Below are 23,651 nucleotides of genomic sequence, written 5' to 3' on the forward strand. Positions count from 1 at the left end.
AAAGAAGATCGGTAAATTGTGAGTCCGATCTCATTCAGCTTGTCGTGCCCGAGTGGTTTGTTGTCGGGCTACCTTGCCCAGCAGTTGGCGGGAGGGTTTGAGATTGCCGCCAAGATCGGGCCAGGGGAGCCAGTGGTCGGGGACCATAAAGCCGGGCAGGGTGCTGCGGATCCAGGCTGCCAGCTCGGGGTAGGGCACCGGCTCGCCGTGCCAGTCGATAAAGGCGGCGGGGCGTTGCCCCCACTCGTCGCTCGGCACCGGCACCACCAGCGCCTGGGCGACGGCGGGATGATCCACCAGTCGCTGCTCTATGGTTTCGGGCTGGATGTTTTCGCCACCCGAGATAAAGAGGTTGTCGAGCCGCCCCTCTACCAGCAGCTCCCCTGCCGCAGTGAACCTCCCCTTGTCACGGGTATGAAACCAGCCCTCGTTATCGAGGGGCAGTTCCAGCGCGCCAGCCCGGTAGTAACCGGCGAACAGGGTGGTGCCGCGCACGCAGATCTCCTGCTCCCGGATGCACACCTCCCGTCCCGGTAGCGGTTTGCCAACTACGCCAGCATCGCCGGGGATAGCGGTGCAGACCTGACTGCCCATCTCGGAGAGACCATAACTCACCTTGGGTTCGAGCCCCATGGCGCAGAGGCGGCTCACCAGCGGCTGCGGGATGGCGGCGCCACCGAGCAGTAATTCGCGCAGGCGGGTACGGGCGGGATCAAAACCCTCTGCCAGCAGGCGCCAGAGCTGGGTCGGCACCAGCGAGAGATGGGTAATGGGCTGCTGTTCAAGCCGCGCCTTGAGCGGCTGACTGCGATCGTCTAGCACCAACGTGGCACCCGCCAGAAAGACCCGAAACAGGATGGCGTAGCCGCCGACATGAAACAGCGGCAGGGAGAGTAGCCAGCCGCAGGCCTCATCGAGGGGAATGAGAGTTGCAGAGCCGCGTGCCGAGGCTAGGTGGTTGCAGAGCCGGTGCACCACCGCTTTCGGCGTGCCGCTGGAGCCCGAGGTGAGGATCATGTTGTTGAGCTGGGTCGATTCCAGCGGCCACGCTTCCTCGCTTGCCGGCAGTTCGCGCGTGAAGTCGAGCGGCAAGGGCTGCCAGTTGCCTGCCGGGATCTCCCCTGCCGACCAGAAGGCATCGGCATCGAGTTGCACCGCCAGCTCGCGCTGCTTTTCGAGAGGAAAGGCGGGGTTGAGCGGGCAGAACACCACGCCGCTGCGTACGCAGGCCCACGCCAGCAGCACATCTTCCAGCGCACCGCGCACCACCGCAGCCAGATGTTCACCACGGCGCACTCCGGCTTGTTTCAGCTGTTGGCACAGGCTGTTGAGGCGGGCATCGAGCTGGCGGTAACTGAGGGGCGAGGCGGCGTGGATGGCAATGCGGTTCGGGGCTGTGATTGCCCGGTGGCGTACCGGGCAAGGTGTCTGTTCGGGTGAACGTGTGGGTTCAATCACGGTAATACAGTTGCTCCAGTCGGCTCAGGTCCGGTTTGCCATCTTCCCCCAGCAGGTTGCCCGCCATCCAGCGGCGGGTATCCAGACCCGGCGCCTGTTCCGGCGCCCATTCGCTCGCCAGATGAAAGAGCTGGTTCAGGCCCAGATCCGATTCGAAGCAGGAGGAGATGATCACCTTGAGCCGCAGTTCGCGGGCGCGGGCGATCAGCGCTTCGCAGTTGGCGAGTGAACCGAGCAGGGTAGGCTTGAGCACCAGCGCGCGCAGTTGCGGGATCGGTTCCCACGGCTTGCCTTGTGCCAGCAGTTCGTCCAGCGCCACCGGCATGCCGGTGCGGTTGGCGACAAAGGCGATGTCGGCAAAGTCGGCGCAAGGGTCTTCCAGATACTCGACGCGATTCGGGTCGAGGTGGCCGCAGAAGGTCCACGCCTCCTCGCGAGTCCAGCCCTGGTTGGCATCCAGCACCAGCTTGAGGGAGGGGAGGCGGTCGCACAGCAGGCGGATCAGCGCCAGCTCGTCACGCATCGGGTAGCGTGCCACCTTCAGCTTGGCCTTGCCGGGCGTGCGGTGCAGCCACTCTTTCCAGTTGCGCAGCAGCTCCTGGGGGGAGCCTTGAATGAGGGGATAGGGCTCCGGCAGCGGGTTGCGCTGCTCGGGCCATGTCCGGCGCGCGCAGTCGAGGCCAAATTGCACCGACGGCAGCACGGGGTTCGGGGTGTCGCCGGCGGCCAGTGCTGCCAGCGTGGCAAGGGCTTCTGCCTCTGCCTGTTGCAGGCTCTCTTTCGAGAAGCCGGGCAGGGGGGCAATTTCCCCCCAGCCGTCGTTGATGCGCACCAACAGCCCCTCTCGCGCCACCTCCACCTTGCCGTGAAAGGTCAGTGGCTGGGTAAAAGGCAGTTGATAGCGATACAGGGCGAGTGTCATCAGGGGTTCCGCTTGTATTTGGAGAAGTCGGGGCGACGCTTTTCGTTGAAGGCGTTGCGGCCTTCCTGACCCTCTTCGGTCATGTAGAACAGCATGGTGGCATTGCCAGCCAGCTCCTGCAACCCTGCCTGGCCGTCACAGTCGGCATTGAGGGCAGCCTTCAGGCAGCGCAGCGCCATCGGGCTGTTTTGCAGCATCTCGCGGCACCAGCGCACGGTTTCGCGCTCCAGATCCGCTAGCGGCACGACGGTGTTGACCAGACCCATGTCGAGGGCTTGCTGGGCATCGTACATGCGGCAGAGGAACCAGATTTCGCGGGCTTTCTTCTGGCCGACGATACGAGCCATGTAAGAGGCGCCCCAACCGCCGTCGAAGGAGCCCACTTTCGGGCCGGTCTGGCCAAACTGGGCGTTGTCGGCGGCGATGGTCAGGTCACACATCATGTGCAGCACGTGGCCGCCACCGACTGCGTAACCGGCCACCATGGCAACCACAGGTTTCGGGCAGGTGCGGATGTCGCGCTGGAAGTCGAGCACGTTGAGGTGGTGAGTCCCCTCGTCATCGCGATAGCCACCGTAGTCGCCACGGATCTTCTGGTCGCCGCCGGCGCAGAAGGCTTTCTCGCCAAAACCGGTCAGGATGATGGTGCCGATCTGATCGTCATAACGGGCATCGGCCAGCGCCTGCAGCATCTCTTTGACGGTGCGGGGGCGGAAGGCGTTGCGCACCTGGGGACGGTTGATGGTGATCTTGGCAATGCCATCGTTGGACTTGTGATAGAGGATGTCCTCGTAACCGGCGGAGCAATCTTGCCATTCAACAGGTGCATACAGTTCAGCTTCCGTCATTGCTTCAATCATGGTTTTTTCCTTCTGATCTGGGAGAGTGCAGTTGAGCACCGAGTTGACCACTGAGTTGAGCAATCCCGGCATGTTGAACAGGTGCATACAGTTCAGCTTCCGTCATTGCTTCAATCATGACTCGTCTCTTCTTGTTGGTTGACCCACTCCGCGAGGAGTCGGGCAAAGTTATCAGGCTGATGGGCGTGCAGATTATGGCCGCCATCCAGCACCAAGTGGTTGATTCTGCGATCCTGGTTCGCCAGCTGGCAAGCCAGCTGATGGAATTTGTGATCCCGCTTGCCACTCACATAAGTAACCGGCAGCTGGCTCGCCATGAGCCAGGGGGCGAGATCCGGCTGCTTGCCGAGCGAAGTGGCGCGTAGCATGGTGGCGATGCCCTGACCGTTGTTGCCAAGGCGGCGGGCGATCTGTCTGGCCCGGGCCGCATCGTCAAGATCGGCAAACACCCCTTGCCGGTACCAGTCAGCCAGCACGTCAGCCAGGGGCTCACGCTCAAAGCGCTGCGCCCACTGTTCATCGTGCTGGATGCGGGCGGCCCGCTCATTGTCTGGTAGCCCCGGGTGGCAGTTCTCCAGCAGCAGCCCCCGCAGCCCGGAGGGCTCGCGGCTGGCGTGGTAGAGGGCCAGTCGCCCACCCAGCGAGTAACCCGCCAGCAGATAGCGTTCAATGTTGCGGCTGGCCAGCTCGGCCACCAGCCACTGGTGGCTCTGCTCAAAGTCGCTGACGTTGAGAGCGCTATGCTGGCCGTGGCCCGGCAGGTCGAGGGCGATGCATCGGATGGCGGGCAGCCGGTCGATCACCGGTTGCCAGTCGCCGCAATCCCCCAGCAGGCCGTGCAGCAGCACCAGCGGCACATTGGTATCTTTATTTACCACGGATGGCGGCCCCCAGCGCCTTGAGATCATCGGCCACCTGCTCGCTCGGTACCCGGATCTCGATCAAGGTAACGCCATGTTGGAGGGCGGCGCGGTAATCGCGTTCGAACTCGGGCAGGGTGGTCGGCGCCCGATAGGCGAGGCCAAACATGGCGGCAGCATGTTCAAAGCTGAGGCCGTGGGGCAGCCGGTAGTAGCTCTCCAGCAGCTCCCCTTCGGTGGGCACCGGCAACATACGAAAGATGCTGCCGCCATCGTTGTTGAGCAGGATCACTACCAGCGGTCGACTCGCCTTGCTGAGCAGGGCGAGGCTATTGAGATCGTGCAGGGCGCTGAGATCCCCAAGCAGCAAGGTGGTGGGCTCATCACTGTCCTGCTCGATTGATTGGGCAAACCCGTAGGCTGTGGCGATCAGGCCATCGATGCCGGAGGCGCCACGGTTGGTCATCACCCGGCTCGGCCCCTTGCCCGTTTCGCCGAGCATATCCATCAGTCGGGCTGGCATGCTGTTGCCGACAAACAGTTGGCCTTCGATAAGGGAATTGAGGCGATGGCAGACCCCAAGCTCGGAGAAGTGCTCGCAGGCAGCGGCGATCTGCTGGCTGGCGTTGTGTTGCAGCTCGGCCAATGTGTGCCAAGGGGCTTGTGTGGTGACCGGATGGGCCGCAGCAAAGGCGCTGGCACTGCAGAGCAGCCGGTTGCGCAGCCGGTAGTCGGGATCGAGCCGCGCTGGTTGCGGATCCACCAGCCAGTAATCCTGCCATGAATGGTGCTTGATGAACTGGCCGAGCCGCTTGGAGACAAGCCGCGCACCAAATTGCAGCAGCACCTCGGCGCGGCCCAGCTCGGCGACGAATTCAGGGTCGTTGAGCGCCATATCCATGTGGATGAGGTTGCGGCAATCGAAGCGGATCTGGCTCTGCAGATCCGCCAGCAGCGGCCAGCCGAGTTGCTCCGCCAGTGCGGCGGCGGCCTGTGCCTGATTCGGGTCGGTAATTCGGCCAGCTACAACGATGCCGCGCTGTTGCCGAAAGGTTTCCCACTCCGCCTGAGGGGGGCAGCTTGCCGCGCTCTGTTGCCACGGGCTCCATGGCTTGTGCGAGCCGAGCCAGTCGCCGAGGGGGGCCAGATAGTCGGAGAAATCCTGATAGTGCTCGCCCGGATAGAGGGGCTCGGGGTACATGCAGTTGAAGTGCACCACTCCGGGAGTGAGCGCCTGTTTGGCCAGCGCCTGATCCACCGAACTCAGCACAAACGCCGCCGGAATGGTCGGGGTGGGGCTCGGCAGGTTCTGCTGATAGATGGGGTAGCGGCCGAAGATCCCCTGCTGGTCGATCGCCTGATTGGCGCCGTTGTCGATAAGCTCGTGAGGGCGATCGGCGGAGAGAATAATCAGTGGCACGCCGGTGAGCTGGGCCTCTGCCACGGCGGGCCAGAGGTTGGCTACCGCGGTGCCCGAGGTCATGATCACCGCCACCGGCCGGTTGCTCCCCTTGGCCAGCCCCAGCGCCATAAAGCCGAGGCCGCGCTCGTCAAAGTGCAGGTGACGACGAAAGCCCTGATGCGCTGCGGCTGCCATTGTCAGCGGCGCAGAGCGGGAGCCGGGGGCCAGCGCGATGTCGCGTACCCCGAGGCGAAAGAGCTCCTCCAGCAAGAGGGAGGACCAGACGTGGTTGAAGGTGGCGTGCTGGCTCGAAAACGGGGGGCAGGCAAACTCTTCGCTGGCAGGCTCTTTACGGGTGGGCATAGGGGCTCTCGTAGCGTGAAAAGGGTGAATGACTATCCCAGCAGGGAGAGCACATTGGCGATCTTGTTGTCGAGTTCGGCCCACTCGGCGACAGGCTCGGAACCGGCGACAATGCCGGCACCGGCAAACAGGGTGACGCAGCCCGGCTGAATGCGGGCGCTGCGAATGGCGACCGAGAACTCAGAGGTCTCCCGGCTCAGCATGCCGCAGGCACCGGCGTACCAGCCCCGATCGTAGGGTTCGAACTCGCGGATAAAGGCGAGCGCTGCCTCGCGCGGGGCACCGCCCACAGCGGGAGTCGGGTGGAGGGCGTCGAGCAGCTGCCAGTCGCAGACCCCGGGCTTGAGCTCGGCTTCGATATCGCACTTGAGATGCTGCAGCAGCCGCAGTTTGAGAATGCGCGGCTCGGTCAGGGTGGCATCGTGGGTCAGTGGCGCCAGACGGCTGAGGATGTCGGCGTGTACCAGCCGGTTCTCCAGCCGGTTCTTGCTGTCGGCCAGCAGCTCGGTGGCCAGTTGGGCATCGACCTCTTCATCGCCGGAGCGGCGAATGGTGCCCGCCAGCGCCTCGGTAAAGAGGTGGCGATCTTCCCGGCGGTAGAGCCGCTCGGGAGAACAGGCGATAAATGCCTGCTCGGGGGAGAATTGAAAACCGAAGTGGAAGCAGTCCTGGGCGTGGCGGGCCCACTGGTCGAGCATGGCCCAGGGATTGATATCCGCATCATGGTTCGGACTGGTCAGCACGCTCTCCCGCGACAGTACCACCTTGGGAGTGTGTGCCTGAAAATCGGAGGCGGTGACGCGCTCCACCAGCGTCTGCCACTGGGCGGGACCGGGACAATCCTGTCGCTGCCAGGGCTGCTTTTGCAGGGTGGGCAGCGGGGCTTCCGGGCGCAGGGCATCGAGGGCGGCTTCGGCCGCCCGCAGTTCGGCCTCGAGGTTGTTTTCATCCAGCCAGAGGTTGAGGCAGAGACTGACGCACTCGCCACGGCGCACCAGCTCGATGCGGGGCAGCACGAAACGGCAGGGGCCAAACCCTTGCCAGCCGGACTGGGCCGGATCGAACGCCAGTCCGCCATAGTAGCGAGGGCTGTCGTCATGATGCTGGTTGGCTGTGTTAGTGCACACCTGCTTGATGGCGTGCGGTTCGGTCAGTTCATGGATGGCGCCCAGCGCGACATACTCGGGACGAGCCTCTCCACGGGCCTGCCAGTAGATGCGGGGATAGAGGGTTTGCGCCGCGAGCCAGCCCAGAAAGGAGCGGATTTCGATCGCCACTCGCAACCGTACGAAGCCGCTGACGTTGCTGTGACGCAGGGCGTCCAGTTGTTGCTTGATATGGGTCTGAGCCAACATGGATTCTTGTCTGAGCCGGGTAGTAACGAGCGATCCGGTAGCTGGATGCCGTAGGTTTATGCCAAAGGGCGATGATTTCCTATATATTATCTGCCCATTCGTCCATGTAAATCGCCCGCGGGAGCTTCACTCTCCGGGGCCAAGTATACCCAAATCCGGTTCGATAACCCTTAACACGATCAATATCCGATTGTTTGGCCATCACAAAATGACAAATACCTTCTCTGTTTGGTTGCTGGCGGCGCGTTTGCGAACATTGCCGCTCGCCTGCTCTTCCATCCTGCTGGGCTCGGGGCTGGCTGCCAGTCGTGGCGCCTTCGATGGCACCATCATGGCGCTCTCCCTGCTGACCGCCATCTTGCTGCAGATCCTCTCCAATCTGGCCAACGATTACGGCGATGCGGTCTCCGGCGCCGACAACGGCGAGCGGATCGGCCCGCAGCGGGCGGTGGTCTCCGGCCTTATTACCAAAAAGCAGATGTGCGTGGCGATGGCGTTGACCGCGCTGGCGGCGGTGGCCAGTGGCCTGCTGCTGCTCGGCTGCGCCTTCGGCGGCCAGTGGCTGCAGATTTTGGCATTTGTGGTGCTGGGTGGCGCGGCCATCGTTGCGGCGGTGACCTACACCGTGGGCAAGACCCCTTACGGCTATCGCGGGTTTGGCGATATCTCTGTGTTCCTCTTCTTCGGCCTGCTCGGGGTGCTCGGCTCCTACTACCTCTTCACCAAGACGTTGGAGTGGGATCTGCTGCTGCCCGCCACCGCTTGTGGCCTGCTGGCCACCGCCGTGCTCAATATCAACAATGTGCGTGATATCGAGACCGACGCCGCCAGCGGCAAGATCACCCTGGCAGTGCGCCTTGGCCGCAACCGCGCCATCGCTTATCACTGGGTACTGTTGGGGGCGGCGTTGCTGGCAACCATCGCCTTTATCCTGATCCAGCCCGCCAGTTTCTGGCCGTGGATCTTCCTGCCCGCCATGAAGCCTCTTAGCGATGCGGCCAAGACCCTTCGCGAAAGCTACGATGGCGAGGTGCTGACCGGCGCTCTCAAGAAGACCGCCATCAGCGCCTTTCTGTTCAGCCTGCTGCTCTCCATCGGGTTGGCGCTCTCCTGACAGCTGGTCGCAGCTCGCCAAGGCGAACAATAAAAAGGGCTCCCGAGATGGGAGCCCTTTTGGGTTTTGGCCGGTTTAGCTGGCGCGCGCCACTTTGAGCGTGCGGCGGGAGAAGAGCAGGTTATCCAGCAGCCAGATGGCGACCATGGAGGTGCCCACCAGCGGGAAGGCGATCCCCAGCAGGATGAGCAGGGTGATGGCACCTCGCATCGGCGGGAGTTTGGCGGGCAGTGGCGGCGCGGCGAGACGCCCCTGCGGGCGGCGGCACCACCAGATCCACAGACCGCTCACGGCGCTTGCCAGCACCATCAGGCAGATGAGCAGCATGGCAAGCTGGTGGGGCCAGCCGTAGAGCTTGCCCATGTGCAGCATAACGCCGCTCTCCACCGTTTTGGCAACCGGGCCGTAATCCTGCCAGCGCACATCGGCCAGCACCTTGCCGCTGTATTGATCGATATGCAGGGTGGCGTCGTTGCGCGGATCGTCGGCAAACAGGGCGATGGTGTAGACGCCGGTGGCGCCGACCGGCGGGGTGATGCTGTAACCCGGTTGGACTCTCCGCTCATGGGCGATCTCGACCACCTGTTGCAGCGCAATGCGCTGGCTGGCCATCACCACTCCCTCGTGCTCGCCGTGGTTCATGGCACCATGATCGTGCGCTTCATCGATCGGCTGCGAACTGGGCATGGGGGTATTCTCCACCGCCCAGGGGATGGTCTGCTCGTGAGCCTGATTGAGGGTGCGGGCCAGTGGCGCCGATTTGGGCACCTCGTTCCACATGGCGGCCGGGAAGCGGTTCCAGACTGCGGCAAACTGGTCACCCCAGAATCCGGTCCAGGTCATGCCGCTCAAGAGCAGCAGCAACAGGAAACCTGCGCCCCAGAAGCCGACCACGGCGTGCAGATCGCGCCACCAGAGGCGGCCACGCTGATTGACTCTGGGCCAGAGAATACCGCCCACCCCGTGCCCCTTGCGCGGCCACCAGAGATAGAGACCGCTCAGCAGCAGTACCAGCCCCCAGCCTGCGGCCAGTTCGATCAGCCGATCCCCCGTGGTGCCGAGCAGCAGGTCGGCGTGCAGGGCGCGAGCGACCGCCTGTAGATTCCACTTGTTATCCATGGTGCCGAGCAGGGCGCCGCTGGTGGGGTCCATAAACAGGGTCAGCTCGCGATCCCCCTGATTGACGATGAACTGGGCGCTCTGGTCGGGAGCGGCAGGCGGCAGATATTTACGCAGGCTGGCATCGGGCATGGTCATCATCGCCTTGGCCAGCAGCTGGTCGGCACTCAGGGTCTGGCTGGCGGGGGCGACCTTCATCAGCTCGGGGTACATCAGGTTGTCGAGCTGGGGTTTGAACAGATAGACGATCCCGGTCAGCGACAGCAGGATCAGGAAAGGGGCGACAAAGAGACCGGCGTAGAAGTGCCAGCGCCAGATCCGTTGGTAATGACTCGAGTCCCTGTTTTTCATTGCACATCCTTGTTGAGGTGCCAAACCTTTCGGCAGGTGGAATGTTTGTGGCGGCGCGGATAATAGCAGTAACGTTTCGTTAACTGCAATCGCACATCTTGATATCGATTCCGTGCGGGATGTGGGTAACATGAGGTGCCGACGGTTTGCTGGATAGGATGAGCACGCTTTGGGAAAAGCCTGTTTGCTGCTGGACTTTTCCTTATAAATTATTACCTTGTGGTAACAATTTGCAGGCGATGGTGGTGGTAACGGAATGGGAGCAGTCATGCAGCCACATGGGCAATTTGACATGGAGCGCAGGGGCCAGATGCTGATCTGCCGCCCGAGTGGCCCCTTCAATCTGGCTGGTGCCATGGCCTATGAGGCGCACTTTCGTCACGAACTAGCCGGATTGATGGATGGCCCCTGGGGGATTGTCGAGGTCGCGACCGAGTTTGAAGCGGCCGGGCCCGAGGTGCTGGCCCGTTTTCGTCGCCAGTTTGGCTGGTGTGCCGAGAGTGGCTGTCAGTTTCTGGCGGTGGTCTTCGTGGGGGGCTTCAAGCGCTATCTGGCGGATAACATCTTCAAGGGATTACCCTTTCGGGCGGTACGTTACTTCGAGCAGGAGGCAGCGGCCATCCAGTGGCTGGGGGAGCAGCTCAACATCACTCCCTGTGAACCTGCGAGCGCTTGACCACCCCGCTCACCGCTTGGGTGGGTTTTACTCCAGCTTGATAAACCACTTGTCCCGTTCGTCAACGCAGTCGGGTTCACCCATTTCGAATTCGCGGCAGATCAGCGGTCGCACCTCGTAGATACGGCACATCATGGTGTTGCGGTCGAGGGCGGCGCACCAGCCATCGTCCAGCCGGCGCATGACCGGTATCTCGCCTTCCCGTTCCAGTACATAACGGTCCGGCACGCCGGTATCGGTAAAGAGCATCACTTCGAGGCGGCAGCAGCAGGCTTCGCAGTTCTGGCAGCTCACTTCGGTTTGGATTGCTTGGGTCATGGTGCCTGTCTTGCCGCATGGCGGCATCGGAGATATGAAACAGGCGCCTGTCAGGCGCCTGTGGTCTGGCTAACGGCTTGCAAAGAACCTTAGCCCAGTTTGCGGGCGCGGTAGCTGCGACCCTTGATCTTGCCTTCCTGCAACCGCTTGAGGGCGGCGCTCGCCACGCTGCGCTTCACCGCGACGTAGGAGTACTGCTCGGAGATCTGGATCTTGCCGACATCGGCACCGGCAATGCCGCCTTCACCGGTCAGGGCGCCGAGAATGTCACCGGCCCGCACCTTGGTCTTGCGGCCTGCATCGATGGAGAGGGTCACCATCTGCGGGGCGATCGGCTTGATGTCGCGGCCGATGCTGTCGAGATCACCCAGCGGCATCGGAGCCTGCTGGTACTCTTCGATAAAGTTGACGCGCTGGGCCTCGTTCGGCTGATAGAGACTCAGGGCCAGACCCTGCTGGCCGGCACGACCGGTACGGCCGATGCGGTGCACGTGCACTTCCGGATCATAGGTCAGCTCGTAGTTGATGACGGCGCCCAGCTCCTTGATGTCGAGGCCACGGGCCGCCACATCGGTGGCCACTAGAATGGTGGCGCTGCCGTTGGCAAAGCGCACCAGCACCTGATCCCGCTCGCGCTGTTCCAGATCGCCATTCAGCGCCAGCGCCGAGAAGCCCTTGGCGGCCAGATGGTCGGCCACGTCGTTACAGGCGCGCTTGGTGTTGCAGAACACCACGCAGGAGCTTGGCTGGTAGTGACTCAGCAGCCAGGTGAGGGCGTCGAGGCGCTGACCGGCAGGCACTTCATAGAGCTTCTGTTCGATGGCGCTCCCCTCGTGCAGGGACTCCACGCTCACCTCGACCGGATTGCGCTGCACGCCGCGGCTCATCTGGGCGATCCCTTCCGGATAGGTGGCGGAGAAGAGCAGGGTCTGGCGCTGCTGGGGGGCATAGCTGATGACCCGGTTGATATCTTCGCCAAAGCCCATGTCCAGCATGCGATCCGCTTCATCCAGCACCAGCGTCTTGAGGCCGGATAGCTCCAGCGTGCCCTGCTCCAGATGCTTGAGAATGCGACCCGGGGTGCCGACGGCGATGTGGGCACCAAAGCTCAGGGTGGCGGACTGCGGTGCGGTCGGGGTGCCGCCGCACAGGGTGACCAGCTTGACGTTGGGCAGGGCGCGCGCCAGACGACGGATCTCCTGAGCCACCTGATCCGCCAGTTCGCGGGTCGGGCAGAGCACCAGCGCCTGCACTTCGAGGCGGTTGACGTTGAGCTTGGCCAGCAGGCCGAGGCCGAAGGCGGCGGTCTTGCCGCTGCCGGTTTTTGCCTTGGCGATCAGGTCTTTGCCATCGAGCACCAGGGGCAGGCTCTGGGCCTGGATCGGGGTCATCTGCAGGTAACCCAGGCTGGTGAGGTTCTCTTGCAGGGCGGGGGAGAGATTGAGGCTGCTAAATTCGCTGTTGTTCACAAAAGGACTCTATTTCGGAGAAAACGGGGATGCGCGAGCGCTAAGGCCGCGCATCATACCAGAATGTGGCACCGGATGTGGCGGATTTTTGAACGGCTGGTCACGAGGGGCCATTAAAGGTTCATTTGTTGCCAAACAGATCGCGGACGATCACCGACATAGCAATAAAGACTATTTTTCAAACACTCATCTAATTATTTATCGCGGATAAACGTTTTCTATTTTCAGTGTTTTAATATAATGACTGGAAAATATTCTGCGAGCAGTTACTGCGCCACAAGGAATGTTGCGAAAATGATGATTAAATATTTTCAAAGAACATAAAAATGGTGTGGATCTTGCCCAAAATGATGTTTTTAAAGGGATTTATATTTCCCATGTTGCGCGATTAATATCAGTTCATTGCGCAATTAATTTAAAAACGTTTGTATTATCCTGCCTCCATAATATTGCGCGGGATTGTGATGGCTATCTGATTTTTAAATGTGCAAATGTCTATGATGGCGCCGGTCAAAAATTACAATTTACTCAGGTGCTACAGGTATGGAATACGTTCACTTTGTGCTCGGACTGGTGATGGTCCTCGCTCTCTCTCTGCTGGCTAACCGCCACAACTGGAAACAGATCAAACTGCGTTATATCGGTCAACTGCTGGTGGTCGAACTGGCGCTGGCCTGGTTCATGCTGAACTCCGAAGTGGGTCTGGCGGTGGTGGGTGGCTTCGCGGCTGGCTTCACCAAGTTGATGGAGTTTGCCAAACAGGGTACCGACTTCGTGTTCGGTGGTCTGGTCAACGAAGGGGCCTTCTCCTTCTTCCTGATGGTGCTGATGCCCATCGTCTTCATCTCCGTACTGATCGGTATTCTGCAGTACATCCGTCTGCTGCCGCTGGTGATCCGCGGTATCGGTACCGTGCTGGCCAAGATCAATGGCATGGGCAAGCTGGAGTCTTTCAACGCCATCAGCTCGATGATCGTTGGTCAGTCCGAGAACTTCATCGCCCTCAAGAACATCCTGCCGCACCTGAACGAGAAGCAGATGTACACCCTGGCTGCGACGGCCATGTCTACCGTCTCCATGTCCATCGTCGGGGCCTACATGCAGCTGATCGAGCCGCGCTACGTGGTTGCTGCGCTGGTGCTCAACATGTTCAGTACCTTCGTCGTGCTCTCTCTGATCAACCCCTACGAGCCGGATAACTCCGTGACCGACATCAAGGCCATTGCCGAAGGTGACGAGCACCACACGCCGAAGAAAGAGAACTTCTTCGAGATGCTGGGTGAGTACATCATGGCCGGTTTCACCGTTGCCGTGATCGTGGGTGCCATGCTGGTGGGCTTCATCGCCCTGATCGCCCTCATCAACTACCTGTTCGAGATGGCATTTGGCGTGAACTTCCAGTTCGTCATGGGCTACCTTTTCTACCCGATCGCCTGGATCCTGGGTATCCCGAGTGGTGAAGCGCTGCAAGCCGGCTCCATCATGGCGACCAAGCTGGTGACCAACGAGTTCGTGGCGATGATGGATCTGGGCAAGGTGGCTGCCGAGCTCTCTCCGCGTACCGTCGGCATCCTCTCCATCTTTATGGTCTCTTTCGCCAACTTCAGCTCCATCGGCATCATCGCCGGTGCGGTAAAAGCGCTGAACGAAGAGAAGGGCAACATGGTTTCCCGCTTCGGTCTGAAGCTGGTCTACGGTTCTACCCTGGTCAGCCTGCTCTCTGCTGTTATCGCTGGCATCATGATCTGATCCTCTGGCGGTACCCGCCACGGTTTGAGCCCCTGACCTCGTCAGGGGCTTTTTTGTTTCTGGCTTACAGGCGCCAGCCGCACCACCAGCCGGCGACCAGCAGGGTGAGAGTGCAAAAGCCGGTTTCGATGGCACCGCCGCTGCGCAGCGGCCAGCCCGGCAGGCGGTAACGGCGTTTGATGGGCCAGAAGAGCGGAATGCCCGCCGGGGTGAGCCAGTCCCCCAGCAGATGGCTGAGGTAGCCGACGATAAGCGCATCCTTGACCCCCATGGGCAGGGTGCCCGGCGGCAGGCTCTGGTTCAGCCCCCAGATAGCGGCGGCGACCGCCAGCAGACTGTGGGTGAAACCGCGATGGCCGAACAGCCGCGACAGAGGTTTCGAGATCCACGGCAGGCGCTGCCCCAGCACCGATTTGGGGTGGTCGAGGTCGGGCAACAGGGCGCTGGCCAGCGCGGCAGGGATGGTCTGCCACAGGCTGGCATCGGCCAGCGCCGGAGTGAGCTGCAGTTTGTGGGCGATCAGGGTGCAGGTAACGGAGAAGAGCAGGTGCCCTTGGGCGGTCATGATGATTACGGCGTGGACAAGATGGCGGCGCATCTTACCAGCCTGACGGTTGTGGTCAGCTCTTATTTTAAAAATCAGGATGTTACGGCGAAAAAGCGCCCAAATTGGGCGCCTTTAGGGTCTCTTTACAGCTTGCCTTTGACCAGCCACTTGTCGAGGGCGTTGGCGAAGCGCTGCTTGTCGGCGGCATTGAAGGGGGCCGGGCCGCCGGTCTGCACGCCGGCCGAGCGCAGCTCTTCCATAAAGTTGCGCATGCCGAGCCGCGCCTTGATGGTTTCGCGGGTGTAGATCTCGCCGCGGGGATTGAGCGCTTCGCCACCGGCATCGATCACCCAGGAGGCGAGAGGGATGTCGCCGGTGATCACCAGATCGCCGGGCTGAACCTGCTGGGCGATGACATGATCTGCCACATCGAATCCCTTCTCCACCTGCTGGGTTTTGATGAAGGGCGAGGGGGGCACCCGCAATCCCTGATTGGCCACCAGGGTGGTGACGACCTGGGCGCGGTGGGCGGCGCGGTAGAGGATCTCCTTGACCGGAATGGGGCAGGCATCGGCATCAACCCAGATGGGCATGGCATGGTTTCCTGTAGTGAAAGCGGATAAAAAACGAGAGCGGCCATGTTAACACAGGCCTCCCTTCCCGGCGCGGGGCTGAGTCGGCCCAACCTTTGGTGTAAGCTGGGGCCTGCACATGAAACGAGAAGGAGACGAGATGGATCGGGTGCCCGGTGAAGTAATTTATGCCCTGACCCTGGATGGCAAGGGTGGCATGGCGCCGCTGACGGCGGGAAGCGAAGTTCCGGCGGCGCATCCCGGCTGGCTGCATCTGGATTACGGCAATCCCGATTCGGCGCGCTGGCTGTTGCAGACCCCCTTGCTCAGCGAGGCGGCCAGGGAGTCGCTGCTCGGCCAGAGCAATCGTCCCAAGCTGGTGCGGATGGGGGAGACGGTGCTGCTGATCCTGCGCGGCATCAACCACAACAAGGATCACAGGCCCGAAGAGATGGTGGCGCTGCGCATCTTCATCACCCCGGATCTCATCATCAGCAGCCGTCGTCGTCCGCTGCTCTCAGAACAGGATGTTTTCAACCAGCTCAAGCTGGGGGGCGGCGCCGATACCCCGGCCGACTGGCTGGTGGAGATCTGTGATGCCCTGACCGATCGGGCGGGGGAGTTTGTCGAGGAGCTGCACGACAAGATCCTCGATCTGGAGGAGATGGTGCTGATGCGCGACATGCCCGCCAATGGCCGACTGGCGCTGATCCGCAAGCAGCTCATCATGATCCGCCGCTACCTCTCGCCGCAGCGGGATCTGGTGGCGCGCCTTGCCAACGAGAAGATCAGCTGGCTGGATGAGGATGACCGCCGTCGCCTGCTCGATATCGCCGATCGGCTGCGGCGCTGACTCGATGACCTCGATGCCGGGGTGGCGCGCACCGCTGTGCTGGCAGACGAGATCAACAATCTGATGGCGGAGGCGACCAACCGCCGCGCCTACCAGATGTCGGTGATGGCACTGCTCTTTTTGCCTGCCAGCTTCCTGACCGGCCTGTTTGGCATCAACCTCGGCGGTATCCCCGGGGCCGAGAATCCGACCGCCTTCTGGGTCTTCTGCGGATCCTTGGTGGCGCTGGCAAGCGGGCTGGCTATCTGGCTCAAGCATCGGCGCTGGTGGTAAGGAGGCATAACCCATGTGGCAATCAATTGGCCTGACCCTGCTGCTGTTGCTGGGTCATACCCTGATCCGGCGGCTGATTCACAAGAGCCTGCTGGCGCTCGGTCAGAGCAGGCAGGTGAGCGAGAACCGGGTGCTCTACGTGGCCCATGTGTTCCACTTCCTGCTCGGTTGCGCCACCTTGCTGGTGCTGGCCGGGGTATGGGGGCTCGACTTCTCCCGACTGGTGGTGCTCGCGTCCTCCTTCTTTGCGGTATTGGGGGTCGCCATGGTGGCCCAGTGGTCGATCCTCTCCAACATCACCGCCAGCATCACCATCTTCTTCGCCTTTCCCTACAAGATTGGCGACCGGATCCGTATCCTCGACAAGGATGATTCGGTCACCGGCGTCATCACCGAGATTGGCCTCTTCTACGTGCGGGTGCGTGATGACAACGGCGATCTGGTCACCTATCCGGCCAACCTGATCCTGCAAAAGCCGGTCAGAAAGCTGGAGGGCAAGGTGGCGGAACCGCTGCAACCGGAATAGAAAGCAACCGGAATAACAAAAAGGCTCCCTCGGGAGCCTTTTTACTCTGCGGTGGTTGGCGCTAGCGTTCGAAGAAGCGGTAGAGGTGCTCCACCTGAACCGGGCAGTCGGCCACCTGATGCAGATGTTCGCGGGCCTGCTCGACGGTGCCGAAACTGACCGGGCAGCCGAGGGTGTCGGTCAGCTCGTAGAGGGCGCCATCCTTGCCTCTGAATTCGATGAGCCAGCCGGGAATGGCCACGTCGTGGAGGATTTCGGCCTCGTGCAGGATCTGTTGCTGATAGAGCTTACGAAGTTCACTGACTGTCATGATGCTCTCCTGTGGGGAATATCCAGCTTCAGTCTATGCCTGCCCTTTATGTGCGGCAACAGTGGTGCGGCAACGGGATCATCCCCGCAGAACCTCCCATGCCCAGCGGATGCGGATAAAGGTCTCGGCGTTGCCGCCCCGATCCGGATGGTGCTGCAGTGCCAGCTCCCGCCAGCGGCGGCGGATCGCCTCCTGACTCGCCCCTTCATTCAACTCGAACAGGGCCAGCGCCTCAGCTTTGTGTCCCTCACCGTCATAAGCGCGCCAGAAGCGGTTGAGCAGGGCCTCCACTTCGGCACGGTCGGTCTGCCAGAACACCTGCCAGTCGAGATAGTAGCTACGCAGATTTTCGCCAAGGGCAAAGCCGTGGTTGGCCTCCTGGTTCCCGGCCAGCGGTTCGAGCCGGATATCCAGGGTGCTGATCACCAGCCACCAACCCTCTTCATAAAGCTCGGCCTGCAACTGGTAGAGGGCGTTCATGATCAGGAAGTTGACCCGAAACAGCTGCAGCTGCTCATCGTCAGCCAGTCGGGGGATTGCTCCCTGCTGGCGCAGAGCGGCCATCAGCTCATGCACCTTGTAACTGCCCGCCGCCTGTTGCAGCAGCACCAGCAGAGGGGCGACCAGCGGATTGTGGCTGGCTTCGCTCATTCGGCACCCTGCTCTCTGGGCGGTTGCAGGGCGATCAGCAGCTCACCCGCCTGCGGGGTGACGGGGCCGGTGACGATCTGGGGCTTGCCCTTGCCATCCATGATGAAGAGCGGGATGGCGCCGGGATTGGCGGTCTGATACTGGGCCCAGTCGAACGCCTCGCTCAGGCGGGTCGCCTTGATCTGGCCATCCCGGCTCAGCAGGCCGCTCAGCTTGGCATAGTTGATGTCGGGGCCGAACAGGTTCTGGCGAGCGCGAAAGGTGGCGCTCTCCCGGTTGGCCTTGCCGTGCTGCTCGCTGGAGCGCAGGGAGTAGACCTGCTCCTCGCCGTAGAGGTGGGCGAAGTACAGCACCCCGAGGGCGTTGTTGTGGCGGTTGGGGGAGAGTGCCAGCACGGTACTGATGCTGGTAAGCGGCAGGTGCAGCTCGGCATGTTCCGACTGGGGGTTGCCGAAATAGCAGGGCAGGTTGCTCATCCGCGCCTGTTTGCAGAACTCCCAGGCGGGATCGCAGAGCTGCACTGACACCCCCTGATCCGCCAGCGCCCGGCCTATGGCCCGCGCCACCGAGTTGGCCCCTATGATGAGCCAGGTGTTGGGGGCGCTCTGGCGCATCTTGAGTAGGCTGGCCAGCGGTGCCGAGGTGAGGCTCTGCAACACCACGGTGGAGATGATCACTGCAAATACCAGCGGTACCAGCTTGTCGGCATCGGGGATCTCGGCCTGATGCAGGCTGATGGCGAACGAGGCACTGACCGCCGCCGCGACTATGCCGCGCGGGGCGATCCAGCTCAGCAGAGCGCGAGCCCGCCAGGAGAGATCCGAGCCCCAGGTCGAGACCAGAATACAGAGCGGGCGCGCCACGAACTGAACCACGCACAGCAGTGCCAGCACCATGGGGCCGAGCTGCCAGAGCTGGGCCAGATCGAGGCGTGCCGCCAGCAGGATAAACAGGCTGGAGATAAGGATGACCGCGAGATCCTCCTTGAACGCCAGCACCTCCTCCAGATCCAGTCCTTCCTGATTGGCGAGCCAGATGCCGAACACGGTCACCGCCAGCAGGCCCGATTCGTGGCTGAGCCAGTTGGAGAGGCTGAAGGTGACCAGCACCAGCGCCAGCACGCCGAACTTGTGCAGGCTGACCGGCAGCCAGTCCTTGCGAATGAGCAGGGTGGTGAGCCAGCCTGCCGCCACCCCGATCAGGGAACCGACCAGCACTGTCTTGCCCAGCGCCAGCAGGGTATGGCTGATGAGATCCCCCTGACTGCCGAGGCGCACCGCCTCGAACACCAGCACCGCAAACAGGGCGCCGATAGGGTCGATGACGATCCCCTCCCAGCGCAGGATGCGGTCCACCTCCCGGGTGGGGCGGATCACGTTGAGCATGGGGGCGATCACCGTCGGGCCCGTTACCACCAGCACAGCGCCGAGCATGGTGGCGACCCGCCAGTCCAGCCCCAGCAGGAAGTAACCGGCGCTGCCGATGACGGCGAAGCTGACCAGCATGCCGGTGGAGCAGAGATTGCGCACCACCTTGCCGATCCCCTTGAGCTCGGCCAGATGAAGGGTCAACGCCCCCTCGAACAGGATGATGGCTACCGACAGGGAGACCAGCGGAAACAGCAGATCCCCGAGCAGGGCATCGGGGTCGAGCAGGCCGCTGACCGGGCCCAGAGTCAGGCCGGTGAGCAGCAGAAACAGGATGGCGGGCACCCGCAGCGACCAGGCGAGCCATTGGGCCAGCACGGAGACCAGGGCGATCCCGGCCAGAGAGAGGGCAATCATGCAGACCTCGATTCAGGCAGTGAGTATGGAGCTAGTGTAGTGGCTAAGTTGGTCAGATTGACACCTGAAGGAGCGTGCATCATGGCCGGGATGGGGAGATGTGCGACAGTCGGCGTCATGGTGGCTGGCGGTGGTGTGCAGGGCGCCAGCCAGACGCCAACCGTGGTGATGGGGTGGCCTCGGGGCCGGATTAGATGGGGCTCTCCTTGTGGAGCTCGCCGACACAGTCGGCCAGCGCCAGTACCAGTGCGGAGCGCACCATCTGATCGAGCCGGTTGAGCTGCATCTGGTAGAAGGCCCAATCCTCTTCGCTGGCGGGGGGCTCCAGCTTCATCATGCCGCCCTGATTGACCCCGTGCAGGCGGTCGAGCAGATCGCGGATCGGCTTGTCGCTGAAGCGGTAATCCTTGGGGTCGCGCACCAGAAAGTCGCGGATCTTGATATAGGCTTCGATATCCTGATAGCGCTCGAGTGAGATGAGGCCGAGGGCGAAGATGAGCTTGAGGCGCACCTCCAGCTGGCCGAGGGGGCCGCTCTGGTTGAGCAGGGGTTCGATGGCGTATTTGACGGCATACTCCTCCTGACGGAACGCGCGTCGCATCAGGGAGTCGACCGCCTCTTCCAGGATGGTCACGGCTTCGAGAAAGAAGCCGCGGGGGCCATCCTGCTCATTCAGTCGTTCCAGTACTTCATCTTCCTGGTGTGTGGTCATAGGTGCATTGGGTCCAGCTGACAGGGAGAGAGTGGGCCTCTCTCCCGGTTTTTATCATATGGGGCACATTCCCTTGCCATTCAAGCGCTTGGCGCGCTATCAGTGGTGGCTGAATGCGCCGCAAGCAGGGTTATTACAGGGTTTCGTAACGGGCGACGATGGCGCGAACCACTTCGCTCTCTTCATCCAGTCCGGTGACGCGGGCCAGCGCTTTGGCCGGGCCAAGCTCCGCCAGCAGGGCTTGCAGCTCCACCGCCTGCGGGTCATCGGCATTGCGATAGTGGAGCGCCGCGGCGATCCCCTCCTGCAACTGCTCGTTGGGCAGGCCGTACTCCAGGGTGCCCAGCAGCGGCTTCACCAGTCGATCCCCCGCCGCCAGCTTGCGCAGTGGCTGACGACCGACCCGGTCAATCTCGTCCACCAGATAGGGGTTGGCGAAGCGGGCCAGGATCTTCTCGATATAGGCGGCGTGCAGGCGCGGGTCGAAGCCGTAGCGTTTTACCAGCACGGCACCGCTCTCCTCCATGGCGCGGCGCACCTTGCTGCGGATCACCGGATCTTCGATCGCCTCGCGCACTGTGCGGTAGCCCCGCAGTTTGCCGAGATAGGCGGTGACGATGTGGCCGGTGTTGAGGGTGAACAGCTTGCGCTCGACGAAGGCCATCAGGTTGTCGGTGGGCTCCATGCCCGCCACCTGTGGCAGCTCCCCCTTGAACTGGGTCTGGTCGACGATCCACTCGCTGAAGCTCTCTACCGTCACTTCCAGCGGGTCATCGTTGGCAGCCGCGGCGGGCGGCACGATGCGATCCACCGCCGAGTCGACGAAGCCGATGCAGGATTCGAGCGTGGCATGATACGCGACCGGCAGGTACTTGAGTACCTCCCGCTTGAGGTGGCTGGTGCCGCGCACCATGTTTTCGCAGGCGATGACGTTGAGCGGAGTCAGGTTGCCGGCATCGAAGCGAGCTTGCAGCCCCTTGGCCAGGGTGCTGGCAATCTTGTCCAGAATGTTGGGGCCGACCGCGGTGGTGACCAGGTCGGCGGTGATGATACGGGCGATCACCTCGTGACCGGCGGAGCTCACCGCCGCCACGTTGCGCACCACGTCCAGCTTCTGATCCGCACCCACCACATGGACCTTGTACTCTTGACGGTGGTTGAGCTGGTCGATCAGGGTGTCGTTGACGTCGGCGAAGGTGACCTGATGGCTGGCATCCGCCAGTACTTTGCCGATAAAGCCGCGACCGATGTTACCAGCACCAAAATGCAATGTTTTCATGATATTAACCTCTTGAACCAAAGACGATGAAAGATGATTACGCAGCCTGTTCGGCACCCAGCAGATCCAGGAAGGCCTGTGGATCCGTGGTGCTGGCCAGCCGGTCGATGAGACCGGGTTCATCCAGTGCATTGGTCAGGCGGGTTATCACCTGCATATGTTCGTCGTTGCGGGCAGCGATGCCGATCACCAGCCGCGCCACCTCATCGGCGGCTTCGCCAAAGGCGACCCCGGCCGGGTACTGGCAGATGACGATGCCGGTCCGCTTCACAAACTCCTTGGCGGCAATGGTGCCGTGGGGCACGGCGATGGATTCGCCGAGGTAGGTGGAGACCAGCTGTTCACGCTCCAGCATGGCGTTGACGTAGTCGGGCGCCACGTAACCGCGCTCTGCCAGCAGTCGGCCAGCGGTCAGGATGGCGGCCTCCTTGTTGTCGGCTTTCAGTCCCAGATGCACGTCATGACGGCTCAGGGTAAAGACTTCGGCTGCTTGCGGCTCGTAGCTGTCGTCGTTGGCGGCCACCAGCAGCTGCGGGTTGGCGACATCATCGTTGGCGGCGCGGCTCAGGCTCTGTACCAGCTCCTGATAGAGGCCGTTGTCGAGGAAGTTGGTCAGGGAAATATGGTGAGCGTTCGGCGCATGGCGACGGGCCCGCTCGGTCAGATCCTTGTGAGTGATGACCCAGTCCACCTGATCGTCGAGTTGATCGATGGCGCGGTTGGTGACGCTGATATCGAGCCCGGCGGCCTGTACCCGCTTGCGCAGCATGCCGGCGCCCATGGCGCTGGAACCCATGCCCGCATCGCAGGCGACCACGATATTGCGTACCGCCATCAGTTCGCCGCCCGGCTTCTTGGCCGCTGCGGTTTCGGGCTTGCCGCCCTTCATGGCTTTCATCTTGCGAGTGGCTTCACCGAGGGCATCGGCCTCGTCCGCTTCCGGTTGCTGGGCGCGAACGAATACGGCGGCGACCAGGAAGGAGACCAGAGTGGCGCTGATGATGGAGAGGGCGACCCCGATCAGGGAGGCTTTCGGCGTCATCAACAGCACGGCGAAGATGGAGCCCGGCGATGCGGGGGAGACCAGACCGGCGTTGAACAGGGTCAGGGTAAAGACCCCGGTCATGCCACCGGCGATCACCGCCAGAATGAGGCGCGGGTTCATCAGCACGTACGGGAAGTAGATCTCGTGGATGCCGCCGAAGAAGTGAATGATGGAGGCGCCAGCCGCGGACTGCTTGGCCGCACCACGACCGAACACCATGTAGGCCAGCAGCACACCCATGCCCGGGCCCGGGTTCGCTTCAATCAGGAAGAAGATGGAGCTGCCGTGCTCGGTCGCCTGCTGGATCCCCAGCGGCGAGAAGATGCCGTGGTTGATGGCGTTGTTGAGGAACAGGATCTTGGCCGGTTCGACGAAGATGGAGGTGAGCGGCAGCATGTGGTTTTCCACCAGGAAGCCGACGCCACCGGCCAGCAGACCGGAGAGCACCTTGACGAAGGGGCCAATCACAAAGAAGGCGAGGATGGCCAGCAGCATGCCGATAAGGCCGGCGGAGAAGTTGTTGACCAGCATCTCGAAGCCGCTTTTGACGCGACCGTCCATCGCCTTGTCGAAGCGCTTGATTGCCCAGCCACCGAGCGGGCCGACCATCATGGCGCCCATGAACATGGGGATATCGGTGCCCACGATGACACCCATGGTGGTGATGGCACCAACCACGCCGCCGCGCTCACCGCCCATCAGTTTGCCGCCGGTGTAGCCAATCAGCAGCGGCAGCAGGTAGGTGATCATGGGGCCGACCAGCTTGGCCAAGGTTTCATTGGGCAGCCAGCCGGTGGGGATGAAGAGGGCGGTGATAAAGCCCCAGGCGATAAAGGCGCCTATGTTGGGCATGACCATATTGGACAGGAAGCGTCCAAAATTCTGTATCTTGACTTTGGTATCCGGTGATAACATGTCGGGACCCCGTTTTAAGCCTGTTTGATTAAAAGTGGTAGTCGGGATGGCCGGTTTTGCCGAACCGCCATCCCGGTCGTCTAAGCAACTTCAATCTACCAGCTTGATATCAAATTAGGCTGAAAACGGGGTGTCTTGTGATCCAGCTCTCAGATACCCAGCGATACC

Annotated in this window: 22 protein-coding genes and 1 pseudogene; 5 read left to right on the forward strand and 18 right to left on the reverse strand. The window is 62.1% G+C overall.

The features are described 5' to 3' along the window. Positions 1-30: 30 nt before the first annotated feature. The 7 genes from menE to ACB035_RS08790 are packed head-to-tail and all read right to left on the reverse strand — an operon-like array spanning position 31 to position 7,220. Positions 31-1,458 carry an o-succinylbenzoate--CoA ligase gene (gene menE, locus ACB035_RS08760; RefSeq protein ID WP_371167095.1) on the reverse strand — a complete coding sequence of 476 codons (1,428 nt, stop codon included), beginning with the start codon at positions 1,456-1,458 and terminating at the stop codon, positions 31-33. Beyond that, on the reverse strand, positions 1,451-2,380 hold the full coding sequence (gene menC, locus ACB035_RS08765) for an o-succinylbenzoate synthase (RefSeq protein WP_371167096.1): 930 nt from the start codon (positions 2,378-2,380) through the stop codon (positions 1,451-1,453). Before menC ends, menE begins: the two co-directional genes overlap by 8 nt. Beyond that, complete coding sequence (menB, locus tag ACB035_RS08770; RefSeq protein ID WP_042081860.1) at positions 2,380-3,240, reverse strand: 1,4-dihydroxy-2-naphthoyl-CoA synthase; 861 nt, start codon at positions 3,238-3,240, stop codon at positions 2,380-2,382. The genes menC and menB overlap by 1 nt, the downstream gene beginning before the upstream one ends. Next, positions 3,233-3,358, reverse strand: a complete 126-nt coding sequence (locus ACB035_RS08775) for a hypothetical protein (RefSeq protein ID WP_265062041.1) — start codon at positions 3,356-3,358, stop codon at positions 3,233-3,235. Before ACB035_RS08775 ends, menB begins: the two co-directional genes overlap by 8 nt. Further along, positions 3,351-4,148 (reverse strand): 2-succinyl-6-hydroxy-2,4-cyclohexadiene-1-carboxylate synthase, encoded by a 798-nt coding sequence (gene menH / locus ACB035_RS08780; protein ID WP_371167097.1) that lies wholly within the window; start codon positions 4,146-4,148, stop codon positions 3,351-3,353. Before menH ends, ACB035_RS08775 begins: the two co-directional genes overlap by 8 nt. Next, positions 4,108-5,865 (reverse strand): 2-succinyl-5-enolpyruvyl-6-hydroxy-3-cyclohexene-1-carboxylic-acid synthase, encoded by a 1,758-nt coding sequence (gene menD / locus ACB035_RS08785; RefSeq protein WP_265062042.1) that lies wholly within the window; start codon positions 5,863-5,865, stop codon positions 4,108-4,110. Before menD ends, menH begins: the two co-directional genes overlap by 41 nt. Positions 5,866-5,897: 32 nt before the next feature. Beyond that, positions 5,898-7,220, reverse strand: coding sequence for an isochorismate synthase MenF (locus ACB035_RS08790; RefSeq protein WP_371167098.1), 1,323 nt, complete (start codon positions 7,218-7,220; stop codon positions 5,898-5,900). Between the two features lie 208 nt (positions 7,221-7,428). Here ACB035_RS08790 and ACB035_RS08795 point away from each other — a divergent pair, with 208 nt between their 5' ends. Then, positions 7,429-8,334 carry a 1,4-dihydroxy-2-naphthoate polyprenyltransferase gene (locus ACB035_RS08795; RefSeq protein ID WP_371167099.1) on the forward strand — a complete coding sequence of 302 codons (906 nt, stop codon included), beginning with the start codon at positions 7,429-7,431 and terminating at the stop codon, positions 8,332-8,334. A 75-nt stretch (positions 8,335-8,409) separates the two neighbouring features. Here the strand turns inward: ACB035_RS08795 and ACB035_RS08800 are convergent, their stop codons facing one another. Continuing rightward, complete coding sequence (locus ACB035_RS08800; protein ID WP_371167100.1) at positions 8,410-9,804, reverse strand: PepSY-associated TM helix domain-containing protein; 1,395 nt, start codon at positions 9,802-9,804, stop codon at positions 8,410-8,412. A gap of 268 nt (positions 9,805-10,072) precedes the next feature. Here ACB035_RS08800 and ACB035_RS08805 point away from each other — a divergent pair, with 268 nt between their 5' ends. After that, complete coding sequence (locus ACB035_RS08805) at positions 10,073-10,480, forward strand: hypothetical protein (protein ID WP_088868409.1); 408 nt, start codon at positions 10,073-10,075, stop codon at positions 10,478-10,480. A gap of 27 nt (positions 10,481-10,507) precedes the next feature. On the opposite strand, the gene ACB035_RS08810 is transcribed toward ACB035_RS08805, so the two are convergent. Further along, positions 10,508-10,798: a YkgJ family cysteine cluster protein gene (locus ACB035_RS08810; RefSeq protein ID WP_021231680.1), complete on the reverse strand. Its 291-nt coding sequence runs from the start codon at positions 10,796-10,798 to the stop codon at positions 10,508-10,510. Positions 10,799-10,887: 89 nt separating this feature from the next. Beyond that, the gene (dbpA, locus tag ACB035_RS08815) at positions 10,888-12,267 is read right to left on the reverse strand and encodes an ATP-dependent RNA helicase DbpA (protein WP_005335919.1); all 1,380 of its coding nucleotides are present in this window, start codon (positions 12,265-12,267) and stop codon (positions 10,888-10,890) included. 543 nt (positions 12,268-12,810) lie between these two features. On the opposite strand from dbpA, the gene ACB035_RS08820 reads away from it, so the two are divergent. Next, positions 12,811-14,016 carry a NupC/NupG family nucleoside CNT transporter gene (locus ACB035_RS08820; RefSeq protein WP_005363118.1) on the forward strand — a complete coding sequence of 402 codons (1,206 nt, stop codon included), beginning with the start codon at positions 12,811-12,813 and terminating at the stop codon, positions 14,014-14,016. A gap of 64 nt (positions 14,017-14,080) precedes the next feature. On the opposite strand, the gene ACB035_RS08825 is transcribed toward ACB035_RS08820, so the two are convergent. Both ACB035_RS08825 and ACB035_RS08830 read right to left on the reverse strand, forming a co-directional pair. Continuing rightward, on the reverse strand, positions 14,081-14,581 hold the full coding sequence (locus tag ACB035_RS08825; protein ID WP_128815290.1) for a metal-dependent hydrolase: 501 nt from the start codon (positions 14,579-14,581) through the stop codon (positions 14,081-14,083). 125 nt (positions 14,582-14,706) lie between these two features. After that, on the reverse strand, positions 14,707-15,156 hold the full coding sequence (locus ACB035_RS08830) for a YaiI/YqxD family protein (RefSeq protein WP_005335916.1): 450 nt from the start codon (positions 15,154-15,156) through the stop codon (positions 14,707-14,709). Positions 15,157-15,295: 139 nt separating this feature from the next. On the opposite strand from ACB035_RS08830, the pseudogene zntB reads away from it, so the two are divergent. Together zntB and ACB035_RS08840 are read left to right on the forward strand one after the other, a co-directional pair. After that, positions 15,296-16,261: pseudogene (gene zntB, locus ACB035_RS08835) on the forward strand (zinc transporter ZntB). A gap of 13 nt (positions 16,262-16,274) precedes the next feature. Continuing rightward, positions 16,275-16,787, forward strand: a complete 513-nt coding sequence (locus ACB035_RS08840; protein ID WP_005354921.1) for a mechanosensitive ion channel domain-containing protein — start codon at positions 16,275-16,277, stop codon at positions 16,785-16,787. Between the two features lie 61 nt (positions 16,788-16,848). Here the strand turns inward: ACB035_RS08840 and ACB035_RS08845 are convergent, their stop codons facing one another. The 6 genes from ACB035_RS08845 to ACB035_RS08870 all read right to left on the reverse strand — a co-directional run bounded on the left by ACB035_RS08845 (position 16,849) and on the right by ACB035_RS08870 (position 23,483). Beyond that, positions 16,849-17,097, reverse strand: coding sequence for a hypothetical protein (locus ACB035_RS08845; RefSeq protein ID WP_069526933.1), 249 nt, complete (start codon positions 17,095-17,097; stop codon positions 16,849-16,851). A gap of 78 nt (positions 17,098-17,175) precedes the next feature. Then, a complete protein-coding gene (locus ACB035_RS08850; protein ID WP_236272702.1) occupies positions 17,176-17,748 on the reverse strand; it encodes a DNA-J related domain-containing protein in 573 nt (190 codons plus the stop codon). Beyond that, positions 17,745-19,532 carry a cation:proton antiporter gene (locus ACB035_RS08855; RefSeq protein WP_371167101.1) on the reverse strand — a complete coding sequence of 596 codons (1,788 nt, stop codon included), beginning with the start codon at positions 19,530-19,532 and terminating at the stop codon, positions 17,745-17,747. The genes ACB035_RS08850 and ACB035_RS08855 overlap by 4 nt, the downstream gene beginning before the upstream one ends. Positions 19,533-19,722: 190 nt before the next feature. Next, complete coding sequence (locus tag ACB035_RS08860; RefSeq protein ID WP_005335907.1) at positions 19,723-20,244, reverse strand: MltR family transcriptional regulator; 522 nt, start codon at positions 20,242-20,244, stop codon at positions 19,723-19,725. Positions 20,245-20,377: 133 nt separating this feature from the next. Next, positions 20,378-21,523, reverse strand: coding sequence for a mannitol-1-phosphate 5-dehydrogenase (locus ACB035_RS08865; RefSeq protein WP_005363105.1), 1,146 nt, complete (start codon positions 21,521-21,523; stop codon positions 20,378-20,380). A gap of 37 nt (positions 21,524-21,560) precedes the next feature. After that, on the reverse strand, positions 21,561-23,483 hold the full coding sequence (locus ACB035_RS08870; protein ID WP_021231686.1) for a PTS mannitol transporter subunit IICBA: 1,923 nt from the start codon (positions 23,481-23,483) through the stop codon (positions 21,561-21,563). Positions 23,484-23,651 lie beyond the last annotated feature (168 nt).

This window comes from Aeromonas sp. S12(2024) (assembly GCF_041402305.1).
Lineage (GTDB): Bacteria > Pseudomonadota > Gammaproteobacteria > Enterobacterales > Aeromonadaceae > Aeromonas > Aeromonas veronii.